A 15,811-nucleotide genomic window follows, 5' to 3' on the forward strand; every position below is an offset into this window, starting at 1 on the left:
AAATAGCGTAGCTGCCATGAGGATTCGGGATGTGCAGATCACGGCTACGGACCTTCCGGGGGCCGCGCGCTTCTACTCCGAAACTCTAGGATTGCCAGTGCAACTGGCTCCAGACAGAGCCACGGTAAGTATCGGCGACAGCACGCTGACCATGGTGCCCGGCCCTGCGTATCACGGCGCGCATCACATCGCCTTCACCATTCCCGCGGGAAGCCTGGCATCCGCCAAGCAGTGGCTGTCACGGCGGGTCACCCTGCAGGCCGACGGTGAATGGCACGACGAGTTCGACTGCCCGCCCCACTGGCGGGCGCGCAGCATCTACTTCGCCGGGCCCGACGACGCAGTACTCGAGCTGATCGAGCGCAATGTCCTCGACAACCGGATCGAGCGCGCCTTCGGTGTCGGTGATATCCGGTACATCAGCGAAGTCGGCTTCGGAGTTCCGGATGTGCTGCAGACCCAGCTACAGCTGCGTGACACGCTCGGACTATTGCCTTTCGGCGAACCAAATCCCCGGTTCGGCCCGGTGGGCGACCACGACGGCCTGTTCATCCTGGTGCCGGCCGACGCCACCTGGCGCCCCGAGAATCGGGGTGCACCGGCTGCCGCTCATATTGTCGTCACCGCCGACATACCCACTGCGCTGGAAATCGGCGAGCACTATCTCGTGCAGCCGCGGCCGTTAGGAGCGTGAGTCACGCCAGGCCAACGGCGCGTCGAGCACTGACAGGTCATAACCGTTGTCGGCGTCGATCCCGACGGTGAACAACCTCGCCCCCACCTCGACGTAGGCATCCGCCTCTGCCGCGGTGAGCCCGCGCTCAGGATCCAGCCCCCAGCTGGTGGAGCGTTCTATCTCGTTGTGGTCGCGACCGATTCGGTCGGCTTCGGCAATCAGGACGCTGTTCTTACGGCGATAGGTGTCGATATCGCCAAACGCATGCCAGATATGAGCGTGCCGGGCCACCAACGGGATGGTGCGCTTCTCACCGCCGCCACCGATCAGGATGGGGATCGGACGCACCGGCTGCGGTAGCAACTGACCCAAGCGGCTCTCAATCCGGACCAGGCTGTCCTCGAACAAGTCGAAACGCGATCCGGTGGTTCCGAAGTCGTACCCGTAGGTGGTGTAGTCCCGTTCGTACCAACCGGCACCGACCCCCAGAATCAGCCGGCCACCACTGATGTGGTCGACGGTGCGAGCCATGTCTGCCAGCAGATCGGGATTGCGGTAACCCACACCCGTCACCAGCAGCCCTATCTCCGCACGCGAGGTGACCTCGGCCCACGATCCTAAGGCGGTCCAGCCCTCAAAGTTGTTGACATCGGGTTGCACCTCGTCGAGCACCACGCCTTGGCTGCTCAGCGTGCCGGCGGGCCAATGGAAATGGTCGTAGCCGAAGATGACGTCCGCGCCCTTGTCCTCCGCGCGGAGCACAGCATCACGCCACTGCTTGTAGCTCTGCGTCTTGGCCGGCCGGAGCTGTATGCCAATGCGAATGCGATCAGTCACATGGCAGTCCAATTATTCGATCGCCCGCGATATTCCCCGCCGCCTACGCTGCCCGCCATGGGACGTTTCAGGATCTCGTCGGACGGTGAGTGGGAAGCGGCAGTCGGATACTCGCGGGCGGTACGGGTTGGCGCGCATATCGCCGTCGCCGGCACCACCGCGGCCCGCCCGAACCAACCGCCGGCAGGAGGTGATGACATCGCCGAACAGACCCACGAGGTACTGCGCCGCATCGAGTCGGCGCTTAGCCAGACGGGTGCCTCGTTGAGTGATGTGGTGCGCACCCGCATCTTCGTGACCGACATCAGTCGGTGGCGCGAAGTCGGTTTGGTCCACGGTGCGTTTTTTGGCGATATTCGACCGGCCGCCACGATGGTCGAGGTGTCAGCGCTCATCGATCCGGCGCTGCTCGTGGAGATCGAAGCCGACGCGATCGTCGAATAAATTGGTCAGACCACTAGACCTCTTACCAATCAGGTGTTACGGTCACGACATGGCACTGCAACCGATCGCGCGTCAGTCGATACCCGACGAGATATTCAGCCAGCTCGCGGCGCAGGTTCTCACCGGAGATCGCATCCCCGGCGACACCCTGCCCAGCGAACGGGCCCTTGCCGAAGCCCTCGGAGTGTCGCGCGCCGCGGTCCGCGAGGCACTCGGGCGCCTGGAACGTTCGGGGCTGATTCAGATCCGCCAGGGCGGATCGACGGTGATCCGCGACTACCGCAGCGACGCCGGCTTCGACGTGCTGCCGCTGCTACTGGCGTATGGCGGGGATGTGGACCGTCGCACCCTGGCCAGCGTCATCGAGGCGCGGGCCATCATCGGCCCTCAGGTTGCGCGACTGGCCGCACAACGAGCACATCAAACCCCCGGTGTCGCCGATCGGCTCCGCGCGATGACCAGCGAGTTGGAAGCGGAAGACGATCCGCTGCAACGGATGTGGCAAGCGCTCGGATTCTGGGAGCTGGTCATCGATACCGCCGACTCAATCGCATTTCGACTCGTGTTCAACACCATGCGCGACTCGTATGTGCGGGCATTGGATGTCCTGGTGAACGTGATGGCGGCCGAGGTCGGAGACATCGGCCATTATCGCGCACTCGCCGACGCTATCGCACTGGCGGACCCTGACGCCGCACAGGATGCCGCCGCCGGAATGCTCGCCTTGGGCACCAAGGCTTTTGACAAGCTGCTGCGTGAGATGGAGAAGGAGAGATGACCCGCACCGCTACCCGCAAGGGCATGACCCTGCGCGACGCTCTTGCCGAATTCATCAAGCACCCCACGCCGTGGATGCTGCTCGCCTGGTCCAGCGCCCTGATAATCGGCCGGATTACCTTGGGCAGCTGGTCAATCGCCGATGCGATCGTGCCAATCGCACTCGTGGCCATCTCCCCGATCGCCGAATGGCTCATCCACGTCGGCATCTTGCATTGGCGACCCCGTTCACTCGGACCAGTGACCCTCGACTCTCGTCTTGCCCGCGACCACCGCCTGCATCATCAGGACCCGCGGGACGTTCCGCTGGTGTTCATCCCCTGGCCGAGCCTGATCGTGGTAATCGTCGGAGTGACCGCGATAGGCCTATTGATGTTCCCACGCAATGGACTTGGGCTCACCTTCGCGCTTGCCATCGCACTGTTCCTGATGTTCTACGAGTGGACGCACTACCTGATCCATACCGACTACAAGCCTCGGCGTGCAATCTATCGCGCGGTCTGGCGCAACCACCGATACCACCACTTCAAGAATGAGAACTACTGGTTCACGGTCACCAGTTCGGGAACAGCCGACCGGCTGCTCGGAACCTTCCCGGATCCGCAGCAGGTGAAGTCTTCACCCACGGTGCGAAACCTGCACGCGCCCAGCATTACCGGCTAGTTTCCGGAGCCGGGGCCGTGACTGGCACCGGAATAGCCATTCTCCTGGTGATCAGGCCCATCAGCACGATTACGAGGCCTGCTACCCGAATTGGTCGCCACAAAGAAACCCAGCCCCGCGACGAGCAGGACTATCACCGTCACAGCGACGATGACGGCGGTCATCACACCTCGGCCTGCTCCGGCCGTAATGCGAAGTAACGCAACTTCTTTCCGAACGCGACCTGAAGTTCGCGCCGACCGCCGCGATGCACCAAGGCGATACGCCGCAGCCCTTCTGAGACCTCACGATCCATCACCCAGTCACGCAGACGCGGGAGCTCATAGGTGTACTCGCGGAATTCCTTGGCATCGCACAGCACACAGCACTGCATCGAGTGCAACCGTGCGTACTGCTCAAATTCATACTCCCAGTTGGGCATTGCCGCGAGCCACGGCACCGCACTGGCCATGTCGAAACGTCGCTTGGCCCGCAGTTGCGCACCGGCTGTCAGCGCCGTGTACTCGTCAAAACCGGACGGAGCATTGCCCGCCAGCAGATCCGACAGCACAGATAGCTGGCGGCGGCGCAGGACCTCGCGGTTATCAAGCATGAACAACACCCGCCTTGATCGCCTGGCGGACTATCGACAGGTCGGCACTCACGCTGGCTTCGTCGATCGATCCGTCACGCTCGATCAGCACGCCCAGGCTGCGGCCCGAAGTGAGCGCCACGAGTTCGGTCAGCAGATCAGCCACCGGCTCGATGATGGTGTCGGCATGGGTATCCCAATACAGGTCCCCCTCGAAACGGCCGCCCGCAATATGCACATATGCGACGCGTTCAAGCGGGAAACGACGCAGCAGCGCGATGGGATCGGTGCCCGAGGCCACCGCCGTCGCGTACAGGTTGGGAATGTCGAGCACGAGCCAGCATTCGGTACGCCGCGAAAGTTCACGCAGGTAATCGGCCTCGCTGAGCTCATTTTCGGGCCATTGCAAAGTGGTGGCCACATTTTCCAGCGCCAACGGCACACCGAGATCGTCTTGAACCCGTGACACATTGTCCACCAGCACATCGAGAGCCAGCGTGGTGCGTGGCGGGGCCAGTAGGTGTCCGGCCTCGAGCACACCGCTGTGCCGCCCGTTCTCGAAACCCGCCCGCACGAAGGCCACGTGCTCGCTGACCATCGGCGCGTTCAGCTCGGCGGCCAGGGCGGCCAGATGCTTGACGCGCTTGGCGTCCGGCAGATCTGCCCCGGCAAGCCCCAAGGACACGCCGTGCGGCACCACTACGGTGCCCGCCTCACGCAGGCGCGTCAGTTCGGCGGGTAGCTCTCCGGGACGGAAGTTCTCGGCGACGATCTCGGTGAAGGCGAGGTTGAGCGAATCGTCGGTGACGGCGCCCTGGTTGAACATCGCAGCAAGCTCGGGGCGCCAGCAGGCGCCGACCACGGGCTCGTCGGCCAGCACGGTCTCAAGCGGGTGATTTGAAGAGGCCACCGCGGTTACCCCCTTATCTCAAGACCGGCGAACTAGGCCAGTCTAGCTACCACGTTGATAGCTTAGTAAGTGGTTTGTGCCAGCGGCTCGAAAAAGCCATCCGGTCCCGGCCGGAAATTCGCTACGGAAGTCACCGCAGCGATCGGCAGCGGTCCGTACAAGTGAGGGAACAGCATCGATTCAGGGTCGCTAGGCACGCCTGGTTCCCAACGTACCGGACAGTCAAGCAGATTCAGGGCAACAGACAATACGACCAGATCACACCTCCCGCGATACAAGCGGTTGGCCGGAAGGTGAATCTGATACGGCGCGGAGAGGTGAATAAACCCGGATTCGGCCAGTGACGTGGGCCGATGCTCCCCCAGCGCACGTGCCCGCGCCCAGTCCTCGACGGAACACATGTGAAGAAGTTCGGCCGCGTCGGCGTCCCTCGACTGCATCACACCAGTATCCGTTCCACTGCCGGGGGCGGCTCACTGCCCTGCACGGCCCGTGTAACACGCCCGACGTGAGCCGCGACACACCGGACACACGTGGGGAACAACCGAAACCCCCCAAACGTCTGACAAAGTACATACATAGGCGCCGAGCGGTTCACCGGACCGCAAAGCTCAGGAGAGATACGGAGGAGCCATGAACGCAACTCTGACCAGTCCAGAGCTGACGAAGGCTGACCGCTGCGATCGTTGCGGAGCGGCTGCCCGGGTCCGCGCCACACTCCCGTCGGGAGCCGAGCTGCTTTTTTGCCAGCATCACGCCAATGAGCACTCCGAGAAGCTGGCGGCCATGTCGGCGGTGCTGGTCATCAGCGGCCCGCTCGAGGATTAGTCACCGCGGTTTCACCCCCGGTAAGCACCACTGACCATCCCATCAGGAATGCTGGTGTGGCCATGAGTGAGAAGCCGCGCCATGTCTCGTTCGGTCGGGACGTCTTACACGTGATGCGTCGGACTGCCGTAAAGAGTTGGGACGACTCAATTTTCGCGCAGTCCGCGCAAGCCGCCTTCTGGCAGGTGTTGTCGTTGCCGCCGCTGCTGCTGGGCATCTTGGGCAGCCTGACTTTCGTCGGGCCGCTGTTCGGTCCGGACACGCTGCCTGAGATCCAGGAGCGGCTTGTCCGGGTGGCCAACAGCGTCTTCAGCAAGAGCGTCGTCACCGAAATCATCGAGCCCACAATCATCGACATCATGCGCGACGGGCGCGGCGAGGTGGTGTCGATCGGATTTGTGATCTCGTTGTGGGCGGGCTCGTCGGCGATTTCGAGTTTTGTGGACTCCGTGGTGGAGGCGCATGACCAGACACCACTGCGTCACCCCGTTCGTCAGCGGTTCTTTGCGCTGGGGCTGTATGTGGCCGCGCTGGCGATGGCGGTCGTGACATTGCCCATGGTGGCACTGGGCCCCAAGCGGATCGCGGAAGTGGTCCCCGACTCGTGGAACTCACTGCTGCGGTACGGCTACTTCCCGTTGTTGGGTATCGCGCTGGTGGCTCTGGTGACGCTGTTGTATCGGGTATCCCTGCCCCGGCCGCTTCCTTCACACCGGCTGTGGATCGGCGCGCTACTGGCCGTGACGTTCTTCGCGATCGCCAGCCTGGGTCTGCGGTTCTACCTCAACTGGATCACCGGCACCGGATACACCTACGGCGCGCTGGCCACGCCGATCGCATTCCTGCTGTTCGCGTTCATGCTCGGCTTCGCGATTGTGCTCGGCGCCGAGCTGAATGCCGCGATTGAGGAGAACTGGCCGGCGGGCGCAACACACGCCCGGCAGCTGCGGGAATGGCTGAGTCCCCAGAACGGCCAGAACGGCCGGGACGACGGAACCCCCACACAGTCCCCCGAGGGCTGCTAGTCCTTTTTCATCATTTCGTAGATGCGCTTGCAGTCGGGGCACACCGGCGAGCCGGGCTTGGCCGAACGGGTCACTGGGAACACCTCGCCGCAGAGGGCGACCACGTGGTTCCCCATGACCGCGCTCTCGACGATCTTGTCCTTCTTGACGTAGTGGAAGACCTTCGGCGTATCGCTATCGGTGCTTTCGTCGACGGTGGTATCCGGACGCTCAAGGGTCTGCGTATCCATTCCTACATTGTGACATTGTGGAGATATGAGAAAAGAGCTGTCGTTCGATGACGATGGCCGACCCGTACTCATCACCGCGGCTGCGGTCTCGGTAGAGGAGCAGCATCGCGCCCGGGTACGCCGTTATCTGACGATCATGGCCTTCCGGATCCCGGCGCTCATCGGCGCCGCCTGGGCCTACAGCGTGTGGCACAACGGCTGGGTATCACTGGCAATCCTGGCGGCCTCTATCCCGCTGCCATGGATGGCTGTGCTGATCGCCAACGATCGCCCACCCCGGAAAGCCGAGGAGCCGCGCCGCTACGGCCCCCAGACGCAGCATCACGCCCTGTTCCCCACCGCGGAACGCAGAGCCATCGATACCGCTTCTGCGCCGCAACCGCACCACCCGCCACAGGACTCCGCTGACCCGTCTTAGGGGCAGCTATGTCAATTCTCAGGACATTCTCAGCTGCTAACGACGAATCCGCAGGTCAATGACGGCGATGTTCGGGAACCTCAGGAACTTTCTGGGGCCACCGGGCGTTGCAACACATGAGACTTACGGATCAACTAGGAGGCAGCGATGGCAAACGCCACCACCCGTCCGGCCCGCACCACCGAGTCCGAGGATCTGGACGCCCAGAGTCCAGCCGCCGATCTCGTTCGGGTGTATTTGAACGGCATTGGCAAGACCGCCCTGCTCACAGCGGAGGACGAAGTCGAGCTGGCCAAACGGATTGAGGCGGGGCTCTATGCCCAGCACCTTCTCGACACCAAGAAGCGTCTTGGCGAGGCCCGCAAGAAGGACCTGGCCGTGATCGTGCGGGAAGGCAACGCAGCGCGCAGCCATCTGCTGGAAGCGAACCTGCGTCTGGTGGTCTCGCTCGCCAAGCGCTACACCGGCCGCGGTATGCCCCTGCTGGATCTCATCCAGGAAGGCAACCTGGGCTTGATCCGCGCCATGGAGAAGTTCGACTACGCCAAGGGCTTCAAGTTCTCGACGTACGCCACGTGGTGGATCCGCCAGGCCATCACCCGCGGCATGGCCGACCAGAGCCGCACCATCCGCCTGCCCGTGCATCTGGTGGAGCAGGTGAACAAGTTGGCACGCATCAAGCGCGAGCTGCACCAGCGGCTCGGCCGCGAGGCCAGCGACGAGGAACTTGCCGAAGAGTCCGGCATCCCGGTGGAAAAGATCGGCGACCTGCTGGACCACAGCCGTGATCCGGTGAGCCTGGATATGCCGGTCGGTACCGACGAGGAAGCACCGCTGGGTGATTTCATCGAGGACACCGAGGCCATGTCGGCGGAGAATGCCGTCATCGCTGAGCTGCTGCACTCGGATGTGCGCAGCGTGCTGGCCACGCTCGATGAACGCGAACAGCAGGTCATTCGGCTGCGGTACGGCCTCGATGACGGACAGGCGCGGACGCTGGATCAGATCGGCAAGCTCTTCGGGCTCTCCCGCGAGCGGGTGCGCCAGATCGAGCGTGAGGTCATGGCGAAACTGCGCCACGGCGACCGCGCGGAGCGCCTGCGTTCGTACGCGAGCTAGTGGACCTACTACCCTGCCCTCGGGGCGCTGCGTTCTGGAAGCGCAGCGCCCCGATTTACGTTGTAGGTCGGTAGACTGAGCACGACCGTAAGGGGCGAGTAGTGAACGATCTTGTCGATACGACAGAGATGTATCTGCGCACGATCTACGACCTCGAGGAAGAGGGCGTCGTGCCGCTGCGTGCCCGCATCGCCGAGAGGCTTGAGCAGAGCGGCCCGACGGTCAGCCAGACGGTGGCACGCATGGAGCGCGACGGCCTGCTGAACGTCGCCGGCGACCGCCATCTGGAACTCACCGATAAGGGCCGGGCACTCGCGGTTTCCGTGATGCGTAAGCACCGGCTGGCCGAGTGCCTGCTGGTCGACATCATCGGGTTGCCGTGGGAGGACGTGCACGCCGAGGCATGCCGCTGGGAACACGTGATGAGTGAGGACGTTGAGCGCCGTCTGCTCACGGTGCTCAACAATCCGACCACGTCGCCGTTCGGTAACCCAATCCCCGGACTTTCCGAGCTCGGCGTCCCTGCCGACAGGTCCGAGAGTGCCAGCGCGGTGCGGCTCACCGAGATCCCGTCGGGATCGCAGGTCGCCGTGGTGGTGCGCAGGCTGGCCGAGCACGTGCAGGCCGACACCGACCTGTTGTCCCGACTCAAGGACGCCGGTGTCGTGCCCAACGCGCGCGTGACCGTGGAGTCCTCCCCCGATGGCGTCATCATCATCATCCCCGGGCACGAGAGCGTCGAGCTGCCCCACGAGATGGCTCACGCCGTGATGGTGGAGAAGGTCTAGCCCGCGCGCCGGATCTGTCTGGGTGGCAGGCTGATTCCCAGCTCGTGAGCGATCCGGTAACCGGTGTCGGCCAAGGTACCGATCTCGTCGGGCCGCATCCCGGAAAGCAGCGCGGACATCAATAACTGCCCCAGACGGTGATCCGCCTGCGCCATAAGCGCGGCATCCAGGGCAACACCCGCCAGCGGGCCATCACCACGCACATAAGCGCTGAAACCCAGCAGCACCAGCGCTTCGGCCCGCCAGGGCGGGGGCAGCAGCCTGCTCAGCGCCAACCAGAGCCGCTCGACATCCGCGGCCAGTGCACCGACCGCCAACGCGCACAGGGTGTCTCGCACACGCAGCGCCATCAGAGAACGAGCTATCGCAAGTATCTCGCGGTTCGACAGCGGCCGAAACTCGGCCGCCCGGCATGCCGTCCGCATCACGCGATTCACGGCACGCCGGTCTGCGGCGGCCGTGTCGCACGGCCCTTGAAAGGGGCGGCGCAATGAGACTGCCAGGGCCGCGGTGCGGGTCGTGTCGGTCGGCGCGATCAACGCCACCAAGTCTTCCCGGCGCCGGTGCACCGTCCTGCCTGCCAATACCGCGGCCGCGGTCAGCGGTGAGCACTGCGGATCGTCGACGGGCCCGCCCGCCCCGCATCCGTCGTAGCATCGCCACCATCCATGCGCTCCAACCCTGTCCACCACATGGCCGGCGATCAACGAAACGCCATGGTACTCAAGATGTTTTGCCAGTCGCCGAATGATGTCCCCGGCCTCCAGCTCATCGAGGACGGGACTGATGACCACGGCAATCACCGCATCGGCCGGCCCGGGCCCGAGCACGGCGGCCAGCGCTTCGAATGCCGCGTGTTCAGGGTTGTCCAGGTCACGCAGATCCCTGCGCAGCACCGCCTCGATCAGTCCGTCGGCGAGCGTAACCACCACGAGGGAATCCTCGGGAATGAATCCCAGCATTGCCGGAAGTGCTGCGATCAAGGCCGAGGGCCGGTCCAGGCGAAAATCCGGGCGACCCGCAGGCCCGGGAATCAGTGATGTCATGCCCGCACAGTGACAGCGGTGACCGTCATCCGGCCCGGCGGCGGCCTGGCGATACGGACGTCGCCCGGCGAGCTGTGGACGCGATCGTAATTGTGGACAACACGCCTGCAACTGCCGTGCGTCAGCGCACGTTGTCGTGCACCTTGAGTACTGCGGCGGTGAAGGCCTGGTCCAGGAGCACCGCATCGGGCTCGGTGCCCTGAAACGTCGTGTACGTGGCCTGAATTCGGATATCGGCGATCTGTGCGATGAGAGACAGGGTGGTCTGTGTGCCGCCACCGGTACCGGCCGGAGACACGGCCTGATTGACGGCGACCGAATCATCGGCATTGATCGGCGGGGCCACCGCTTCCGAGGCTGTCACCGTGCTCTGGATCTGATCCGGGCCGCTGAAGGTGAAGGACGCGCAACGCTGCAGTTGCGACTTGTATGCGGCAAGCGGCTCGGCGACTCGCAGGACCGCGACCGTGATGGTCGAGGCGTCGGACTGGTTGGTCCCGACCGCCACCGCTGCGTCCTGAGGCACCGCGGGAAGAGGCGCCGGCGCGCATGCCGTCGGGACTACCGCCGCCGCGTCGGGGACGCCCCGGATTTCGCGAAGCGCCGATCCGGCCGCCTCGGGCTCCAGCGTCGTGGCGGGATACTGGCGCGGGAAATCAGTGGGCGCCAGCAGTAGCGGACCCACCGGTCCGGCTGGCGCACGCACGGCGCTCGCGGGGGTCGGTGTTGCGGGCTGGGCAGAGCCGGAAGCTTCCACGGCCGATCCATCGATGGCCCGCGTGCATGCCGGAGCGATGGCTGCGCAGCACCCAGCCACAACCATCGTCGCTACCAGCCGCGATGCCGTCACGGTCACATGCTGCCATCGGTACCGCCCGGGCCCCAGGAGGCGCGCGCGAGATTCAGGCGGGACAACTGTTCATATCGCCGTGACGCGCAGGGCATGCACGATTCGGCGAATCGGCGTATGAGTACACCCATGACCAACGGTCTTCGCCCGAGCGGCTCATCCCCGACAGCTGATACTCCTTCCTACGATCTCGTCGTCATCGGGTCCGGCCCCGGAGGCCAGAAGGCCGCCATCGCCGCGGCCAAGCTCGGCAAGTCGGTGGCGGTCGTCGAACGCGACAACATGCTCGGTGGCGTCTGCACCAATACCGGGACCATTCCGTCCAAGACACTGCGCGAGGCGGTGCTCTATCTGACGGGCATGAACCAGCGCGAGCTGTACGGCGCCAGCTACCGCGTGAAGGCCAACATCACCCCGGAGGATCTGCTGGCGCGCACCGAGCACGTCATCCGCAAGGAGATCGAGGTGGTGCGTGCCCAGCTGCAGCGCAACCGGATCGATCTGATCAGCGGCATCGGCCGCTTCGCCGACGAACACACCGTCGTCGTGGAAGAACCTTCGCGCGGAGAGCGCACCACGCTGCATGCCGACTACGTCGTCATCGCCACCGGAACCAATCCCGCCCGCCCCGATGGAGTGGCCTTCGACGAGAAGCGTGTCCTGGACTCGGACGGCATCTTGAATCTGCGTTTCATCCCGGGATCGATGGTCGTCGTGGGCGCCGGTGTCATCGGCATCGAGTACGCGTCCATGTTCGCCGCCCTGGGCACCAAGGTGACCGTGGTGGAAAAGCGTGACACCATGCTGGATTTCTGCGACCCGGAAGTGGTTGAGGCCCTTCGTTTTCACCTGCGGGACCTGGCGGTGACGTTCCGGTTCGGCGAAGAGGTGACCACCGTGGAGGTCAATGACACCGGCACCATGACCACCCTGGCCAGCGGCAAGCAAATTCCCGCCGACACCGTCATGTACTCCGCAGGACGGCAGGGACAGACCGACCAGCTCGACCTCCCCAAGGCGGGCCTGGAGGCCGATCGCCGCGGCCGCATCTGGGTCGACGCAAACTTCCAGACCAAGGTCGACCACATCTACGCGGTGGGCGACGTGATCGGGTTCCCGGCGCTAGCGGCCACCTCGATGGATCAGGGGCGTCTGGCGGCCTATCACGCGTTCGGAGAGCCGTCGAAAGGCATGACGGACCTGCAGCCGATCGGCATCTACTCCATCCCCGAGGTGTCCTATGTGGGCGCCACCGAGGTTGAACTCACCAAGAACGCGATTCCCTACGAGGTGGGCGTCTCGCGCTACCGCGAGCTGGCGCGTGGCCAGATCGCCGGGGATTCGTACGGAATGCTCAAGTTGCTGGTGTCGACCGAGGACCTGCGACTGCTCGGGATACACATCTTCGGATCCGACGCCACCGATCTGGTGCACATCGGCCAGGCGGTGATGGGCTGCGGCGGCACCGTCGAATACCTGGTAGACGCGGTTTTCAACTACCCGACGTTCTCGGAGGCGTACAAGGTGGCCGCACTCGACGTGATGAACAAGATTCGCGCGCTGAATCAGTTCAAGGCCTGAGGCATTTCGCGCTGGGCGAATAGCGGCCGGGCGCGGAATTCGCATCCCGCCCGGGCCGTTGACCCGATAGGTACATTCGCCGTTTGCCTGCCGGTAAGGGACACTGGTAGGACGAGGACGCGAAGGGAGGCGAGCCATGACCAGCAATGAGGGTGTAGAGCCACAGCCGTACAAACCGGATCAGAGCGGCATGTACGAGCTGGAATTTCCGGGCCCGCAGCTGGCATCTGCCGACGGACGCGGCCCGGTTCTCGTGCACGCGCTACAGGGTTTCTCCGACTCCGGCCATGCCGTGAAACTGGCCGCCGCGCATCTACGCCAGACGCTTGAGAGCGAGCTGGTGGCGTCGTTCGCGATCGACGATCTGCTCGACTACCGGTCGCGCCGGCCGGTGATGACATTCAAGAGCGATCACTTCACCGAGTACGCCACCCCCGAGCTGAATCTGTATGCCCTCAAGGACACCAAGGGCACACCGTTCTTGTTGCTGGCCGGGCTCGAACCGGATCTGAAATGGGAGCGATTCGTCAACGCGATCCGGCTGCTCGCCGAGCAGCTCGGCGTGCGTAAGACGATCGGATTGGGCGCCATTCCGATGGCGGTTCCGCATACCCGCCCGATCACGCTGACCGCGCACGGCAACGATCGCAAGACGCTCGACGAGCACCCTGGCTGGATCGATGAGGTTCAGGTGCCGGGCAGCGCGTCCAATCTGCTGGAGTTCCGCCTGGCCCAGCACGGGCACGACGTGGTCGGCTTCGCCGTGCACGTTCCGCATTACCTGGCGCAGACCGACTACCCGGAGGCCTCGCAGCGCCTGCTGGAAGAGGTCGCCAGGACCGGCGATCTGGATCTGCCGCTACAGGAGCTCAGCGAGGCGGCCGCCAAGGTGCGCAACCAGATCAACGAGCAGGTCGAGGGCAGCGAGGAAGTGGCGCAGGTGGTCCAGGCCCTCGAGCGCCAGTACGACGCCTTTGTCGCGGCCCAGGAGAATCGTTCGTTGCTGGCACGGGACGAAGAGCTGCCCAGCGGTGACGAGCTGGCCGGAGAGTTCGAGCGATTCCTCGCCGAACAGGCCAAGTTCGGCGACGATCCCTCGGGTCCGTCACCGGAAGGCCCCATTCTCTAGCCGGGTTGTGCGCTCGCCGCGCCAAATTTGCGGCGACGGGTCAAAATACTTCACATGAATCCTCCACCGCGGCTCCTGCGTCCGGTGCCGGATACCGAGCACATCGACGGGGTCGACGGCGGCGGCGATACGCCATCCGCAGCTACATCGACGCGTCCACGGCTGGCGTTCCGCACCATCCACGGGTACCGGCGCGCCTACCGGATCGCGGGCTCGGGCCCGGTGCTGCTACTCATCCACGGTATCGGCGACAACTCGGCGACATGGGACAGTGTGCATGCGCAGCTCGCCGAGCATTTCACCGTGATCGCCCCGGACCTGCTAGGGCATGGACAGTCCGATAAGCCACGCGCCGACTACTCGGTAGCGGCCTATGCCAATGGCATGCGGGACCTGCTGGCCGTGCTGGACATTGAGAGGGTCACCGTCGTTGGGCATTCGCTCGGTGGTGGCGTCGCCATGCAATTCACCTACCAGTTCCCTCACCTGGTGGAGCGTCTCATCCTGGTGGCGCCGGGAGGCGTGACCAAGGATGTCAACATCGTGTTGCGTTGCGCGTCATTGCCGTTCATCGGAGATGCGCTGGGCCTGTTGAGGCTGCCAATGGCCATGCCGATGCTCCGACTGGGCGGTGCGGTGGCGCGCGCGACGTTCGGCCGGGCGAGTATGGCCCGCGATATCCCCGATGTGCTGCGCGTTCTCGCTGATCTCCCTGAACCCCGGGCCTCCGCCGCGTTCACCCGCACGCTGCGCGCGGTGGTGGACTGGCGCGGCCAGGTGGTCACCATGCTGGACCGATGTTACTTGACCGAATCCGTTCCTGTTCAGCTCATTTGGGGTAGCGACGACCTGGTCATTCCCGTCAGCCATGGACACCTCGCGCATGCCGCGATGCCCGGCTCCGCACTGGAGATCTTCGACAAATCCGGACATTTCCCCTTCCATGACGACCCCGAACGATTCATCGGCATCGTTCGCCAATTCATCGCATCCACCGAGCCCGGCGAATACAACGAGGACGAACTGCGCCGATTGTTGCGAACCGGCGTCACCGAACACGCCATCAGTGGGGCCGCCCGCACCCGCATGGCGGTGCTCGATGCGATGGGCACCGACGAACGCAGCGCCACTTAGCGCGAGAGCTCAAGCGCTGTCAAAGATTTGCGCCAACTCCCGGGTACCCGAGTGCGCGCGGCGCAAGGGACGTAGAGTCGAGGAATGAGCGTTGATGTCGCGGTTGTGCGCGTATTCACCGACGAGACAGGCAACTTCGGCAATCCCCTGGGGATAGTCAACGGTGCCGATGTGGGCGCGGCGGACCGACAGCAGGTCGCCGCCCGGTTGGGTTTCAGCGAGACGGTTTTCGTGGATCTGCCAGCGGAAGGGTCCAACACCGCGCATCTGCGGATCTTCACTCCGGCGGCAGAACTTCCCTTCGCCGGACATCCCACGGTGGGACTGGCCTGGTGGCTGCGTGAACGCGGAACACCGGTCAACACGTTGCAGGTTCCCGCGGGAGTACTGCAGGTCAGCTACGACGATCGGACATGGATACGGGCCCGTTCCGACTGGGCACCGGAAACCGATTTCCACGAATCGGACTCCCCTGCTGATGTCGAGGCCGCGGACCCTGCCGACTACCCGGACGAACTGCTGCATTGCATATGGGCCTGGCAAAACCGCGACGCCAACCTGGTGCGGTCCCGGGTGTTCGCGTCTGATCTGGGCGTCGATGAAGACGAGGCGACCGGGTCCGTGGCGGCACGGCTGACGGACTTGCTCAGCCGTGACCTGATCATCAATCAGGGCAAAGGGTCGCAGATTTTCACGCAGTGGAGCCCGGAGGGCTGGGTCACGATCGGCGGCCGCGTGGTCGCCGATCAACCGCTCACGCTGGACTAGGCAGCCCGGAATCGGCC

21 protein-coding genes are annotated in these 15,811 nt (G+C 64.4%); 13 read left to right on the top strand and 8 right to left on the bottom strand.

Annotation, left to right across the window (positions count from 1 at the left end):
- Positions 1-16: 16 nt before the first annotated feature.
- Positions 17-694 (top strand): VOC family protein, encoded by a 678-nt coding sequence (locus MAB_RS15295; protein ID WP_005130168.1) that lies wholly within the window; start codon positions 17-19, stop codon positions 692-694.
- On the opposite strand, the gene MAB_RS15300 is transcribed toward MAB_RS15295, so the two are convergent.
- A complete protein-coding gene (locus MAB_RS15300) occupies positions 683-1,513 on the bottom strand; it encodes an LLM class F420-dependent oxidoreductase (RefSeq protein ID WP_005081915.1) in 831 nt (276 codons plus the stop codon). The genes MAB_RS15295 and MAB_RS15300 overlap by 12 nt on opposite strands.
- 57 nt (positions 1,514-1,570) lie before the next feature.
- Here MAB_RS15300 and MAB_RS15305 point away from each other — a divergent pair, with 57 nt between their 5' ends.
- From MAB_RS15305 to MAB_RS15315, 3 genes are read left to right on the top strand one after another with little or no spacing between them, the layout of a single operon-like run.
- A complete protein-coding gene (locus MAB_RS15305) occupies positions 1,571-1,957 on the top strand; it encodes a RidA family protein (protein ID WP_005090251.1) in 387 nt (128 codons plus the stop codon).
- Between the two features lie 49 nt (positions 1,958-2,006).
- Positions 2,007-2,735, top strand: a complete 729-nt coding sequence (locus tag MAB_RS15310) for a FadR/GntR family transcriptional regulator (RefSeq protein WP_005081911.1) — start codon at positions 2,007-2,009, stop codon at positions 2,733-2,735.
- Entirely contained in the window at positions 2,732-3,397 is a 666-nt protein-coding gene (locus MAB_RS15315) for a sterol desaturase family protein (protein WP_005090254.1), read from the top strand. Before MAB_RS15310 ends, MAB_RS15315 begins: the two co-directional genes overlap by 4 nt.
- Here the strand turns inward: MAB_RS15315 and MAB_RS15320 are convergent.
- The 4 genes from MAB_RS15320 to MAB_RS15335 form a co-directional block, all read right to left on the bottom strand.
- Positions 3,394-3,561 (bottom strand): hypothetical protein, encoded by a 168-nt coding sequence (locus MAB_RS15320; protein WP_005081906.1) that lies wholly within the window; start codon positions 3,559-3,561, stop codon positions 3,394-3,396. The genes MAB_RS15315 and MAB_RS15320 overlap by 4 nt on opposite strands.
- On the bottom strand, positions 3,561-3,989 hold the full coding sequence (locus tag MAB_RS15325; protein WP_005090256.1) for an SCO6045 C-terminal-like domain-containing protein: 429 nt from the start codon (positions 3,987-3,989) through the stop codon (positions 3,561-3,563). The genes MAB_RS15320 and MAB_RS15325 overlap by 1 nt, the downstream gene beginning before the upstream one ends.
- On the bottom strand, positions 3,982-4,878 hold the full coding sequence (locus MAB_RS15330) for an MbnB/TglH/ChrH family RiPP precursor modification enzyme (protein WP_005090258.1): 897 nt from the start codon (positions 4,876-4,878) through the stop codon (positions 3,982-3,984). The genes MAB_RS15325 and MAB_RS15330 overlap by 8 nt, the downstream gene beginning before the upstream one ends.
- Before the next feature lie 62 nt (positions 4,879-4,940).
- Positions 4,941-5,318, bottom strand: a complete 378-nt coding sequence (locus tag MAB_RS15335) for a DUF952 domain-containing protein (RefSeq protein ID WP_005090260.1) — start codon at positions 5,316-5,318, stop codon at positions 4,941-4,943.
- Between the two features lie 193 nt (positions 5,319-5,511).
- Here MAB_RS15335 and MAB_RS15340 point away from each other — a divergent pair, with 193 nt between their 5' ends.
- Both MAB_RS15340 and MAB_RS15345 read left to right on the top strand, forming a co-directional pair.
- Entirely contained in the window at positions 5,512-5,706 is a 195-nt protein-coding gene (locus MAB_RS15340; protein ID WP_005057215.1) for a DUF7455 domain-containing protein, read from the top strand.
- Between the two features lie 62 nt (positions 5,707-5,768).
- The gene (locus MAB_RS15345; protein WP_005081895.1) at positions 5,769-6,731 is read left to right on the top strand and encodes a YihY/virulence factor BrkB family protein; all 963 of its coding nucleotides are present in this window, start codon (positions 5,769-5,771) and stop codon (positions 6,729-6,731) included.
- On the opposite strand, the gene MAB_RS15350 is transcribed toward MAB_RS15345, so the two are convergent.
- Entirely contained in the window at positions 6,728-6,961 is a 234-nt protein-coding gene (locus MAB_RS15350) for a DUF3039 domain-containing protein (protein WP_005057213.1), read from the bottom strand. The two genes, MAB_RS15345 and MAB_RS15350, sit on opposite strands and share 4 nt — an antisense overlap.
- 25 nt (positions 6,962-6,986) lie before the next feature.
- Between MAB_RS15350 and MAB_RS15355 the strand changes: the two genes are divergently transcribed.
- From MAB_RS15355 to MAB_RS15365, 3 genes are all read left to right on the top strand, one after another.
- Positions 6,987-7,379: a DUF3099 domain-containing protein gene (locus tag MAB_RS15355; RefSeq protein ID WP_005081892.1), complete on the top strand. Its 393-nt coding sequence runs from the start codon at positions 6,987-6,989 to the stop codon at positions 7,377-7,379.
- Between the two features lie 147 nt (positions 7,380-7,526).
- The gene (locus MAB_RS15360; protein ID WP_005057210.1) at positions 7,527-8,498 is read left to right on the top strand and encodes a sigma-70 family RNA polymerase sigma factor; all 972 of its coding nucleotides are present in this window, start codon (positions 7,527-7,529) and stop codon (positions 8,496-8,498) included.
- Between the two features lie 101 nt (positions 8,499-8,599).
- The gene (locus tag MAB_RS15365) at positions 8,600-9,286 is read left to right on the top strand and encodes an iron-dependent transcriptional repressor DtxR (protein WP_005081890.1); all 687 of its coding nucleotides are present in this window, start codon (positions 8,600-8,602) and stop codon (positions 9,284-9,286) included.
- Here MAB_RS15365 and MAB_RS15370 read toward each other — a convergent pair.
- Entirely contained in the window at positions 9,283-10,332 is a 1,050-nt protein-coding gene (locus MAB_RS15370) for a DUF4192 domain-containing protein (RefSeq protein WP_005111537.1), read from the bottom strand. The genes MAB_RS15365 and MAB_RS15370 overlap by 4 nt on opposite strands.
- A 121-nt stretch (positions 10,333-10,453) precedes the next feature.
- Positions 10,454-11,188 carry a hypothetical protein gene (locus MAB_RS15375; protein ID WP_005090276.1) on the bottom strand — a complete coding sequence of 245 codons (735 nt, stop codon included), beginning with the start codon at positions 11,186-11,188 and terminating at the stop codon, positions 10,454-10,456.
- Between the two features lie 123 nt (positions 11,189-11,311).
- Here MAB_RS15375 and sthA point away from each other — a divergent pair, with 123 nt between their 5' ends.
- From sthA to MAB_RS15395, 4 genes are all read left to right on the top strand, one after another.
- Positions 11,312-12,763 (top strand): Si-specific NAD(P)(+) transhydrogenase, encoded by a 1,452-nt coding sequence (gene sthA, locus MAB_RS15380; protein ID WP_005081884.1) that lies wholly within the window; start codon positions 11,312-11,314, stop codon positions 12,761-12,763.
- 136 nt (positions 12,764-12,899) lie between these two features.
- A complete protein-coding gene (locus tag MAB_RS15385) occupies positions 12,900-13,892 on the top strand; it encodes a proteasome assembly chaperone family protein (protein WP_005057202.1) in 993 nt (330 codons plus the stop codon).
- Between the two features lie 54 nt (positions 13,893-13,946).
- A complete protein-coding gene (locus MAB_RS15390; protein ID WP_005076519.1) occupies positions 13,947-15,026 on the top strand; it encodes an alpha/beta fold hydrolase in 1,080 nt (359 codons plus the stop codon).
- Between the two features lie 84 nt (positions 15,027-15,110).
- On the top strand, positions 15,111-15,794 hold the full coding sequence (locus MAB_RS15395) for a PhzF family phenazine biosynthesis protein (RefSeq protein WP_005081880.1): 684 nt from the start codon (positions 15,111-15,113) through the stop codon (positions 15,792-15,794).
- The last annotated feature ends 17 nt before the right edge of the window (positions 15,795-15,811 follow it).

The organism is Mycobacteroides abscessus ATCC 19977 (genome assembly GCF_000069185.1).
GTDB classification, from domain to species: Bacteria; Actinomycetota; Actinomycetes; order Mycobacteriales; family Mycobacteriaceae; genus Mycobacterium; species Mycobacterium abscessus.

Coding starts and splice junctions, on each gene's coding strand:
- MAB_RS15295 (WP_005130168.1), top strand. CDS start 17: ATGAGGATTCGGGATGTGCAGATCACGGCTACGGACCTTCCGGGGGCC.
- MAB_RS15305 (WP_005090251.1), top strand. CDS start 1,571: ATGGGACGTTTCAGGATCTCGTCGGACGGTGAGTGGGAAGCGGCAGTC.
- MAB_RS15310 (WP_005081911.1), top strand. CDS start 2,007: ATGGCACTGCAACCGATCGCGCGTCAGTCGATACCCGACGAGATATTC.
- MAB_RS15315 (WP_005090254.1), top strand. CDS start 2,732: ATGACCCGCACCGCTACCCGCAAGGGCATGACCCTGCGCGACGCTCTT.
- MAB_RS15320 (WP_005081906.1), bottom strand. CDS start 3,561: ATGACCGCCGTCATCGTCGCTGTGACGGTGATAGTCCTGCTCGTCGCG.
- MAB_RS15325 (WP_005090256.1), bottom strand. CDS start 3,989: ATGCTTGATAACCGCGAGGTCCTGCGCCGCCGCCAGCTATCTGTGCTG.
- MAB_RS15335 (WP_005090260.1), bottom strand. CDS start 5,318: ATGCAGTCGAGGGACGCCGACGCGGCCGAACTTCTTCACATGTGTTCC.
- MAB_RS15340 (WP_005057215.1), top strand. CDS start 5,512: ATGAACGCAACTCTGACCAGTCCAGAGCTGACGAAGGCTGACCGCTGC.
- MAB_RS15345 (WP_005081895.1), top strand. CDS start 5,769: ATGAGTGAGAAGCCGCGCCATGTCTCGTTCGGTCGGGACGTCTTACAC.
- MAB_RS15350 (WP_005057213.1), bottom strand. CDS start 6,961: ATGGATACGCAGACCCTTGAGCGTCCGGATACCACCGTCGACGAAAGC.
- MAB_RS15355 (WP_005081892.1), top strand. CDS start 6,987: ATGAGAAAAGAGCTGTCGTTCGATGACGATGGCCGACCCGTACTCATC.
- MAB_RS15360 (WP_005057210.1), top strand. CDS start 7,527: ATGGCAAACGCCACCACCCGTCCGGCCCGCACCACCGAGTCCGAGGAT.
- MAB_RS15370 (WP_005111537.1), bottom strand. CDS start 10,332: ATGACATCACTGATTCCCGGGCCTGCGGGTCGCCCGGATTTTCGCCTG.
- sthA (WP_005081884.1), top strand. CDS start 11,312: ATGACCAACGGTCTTCGCCCGAGCGGCTCATCCCCGACAGCTGATACT.
- MAB_RS15385 (WP_005057202.1), top strand. CDS start 12,900: ATGACCAGCAATGAGGGTGTAGAGCCACAGCCGTACAAACCGGATCAG.
- MAB_RS15390 (WP_005076519.1), top strand. CDS start 13,947: ATGAATCCTCCACCGCGGCTCCTGCGTCCGGTGCCGGATACCGAGCAC.
- MAB_RS15395 (WP_005081880.1), top strand. CDS start 15,111: ATGAGCGTTGATGTCGCGGTTGTGCGCGTATTCACCGACGAGACAGGC.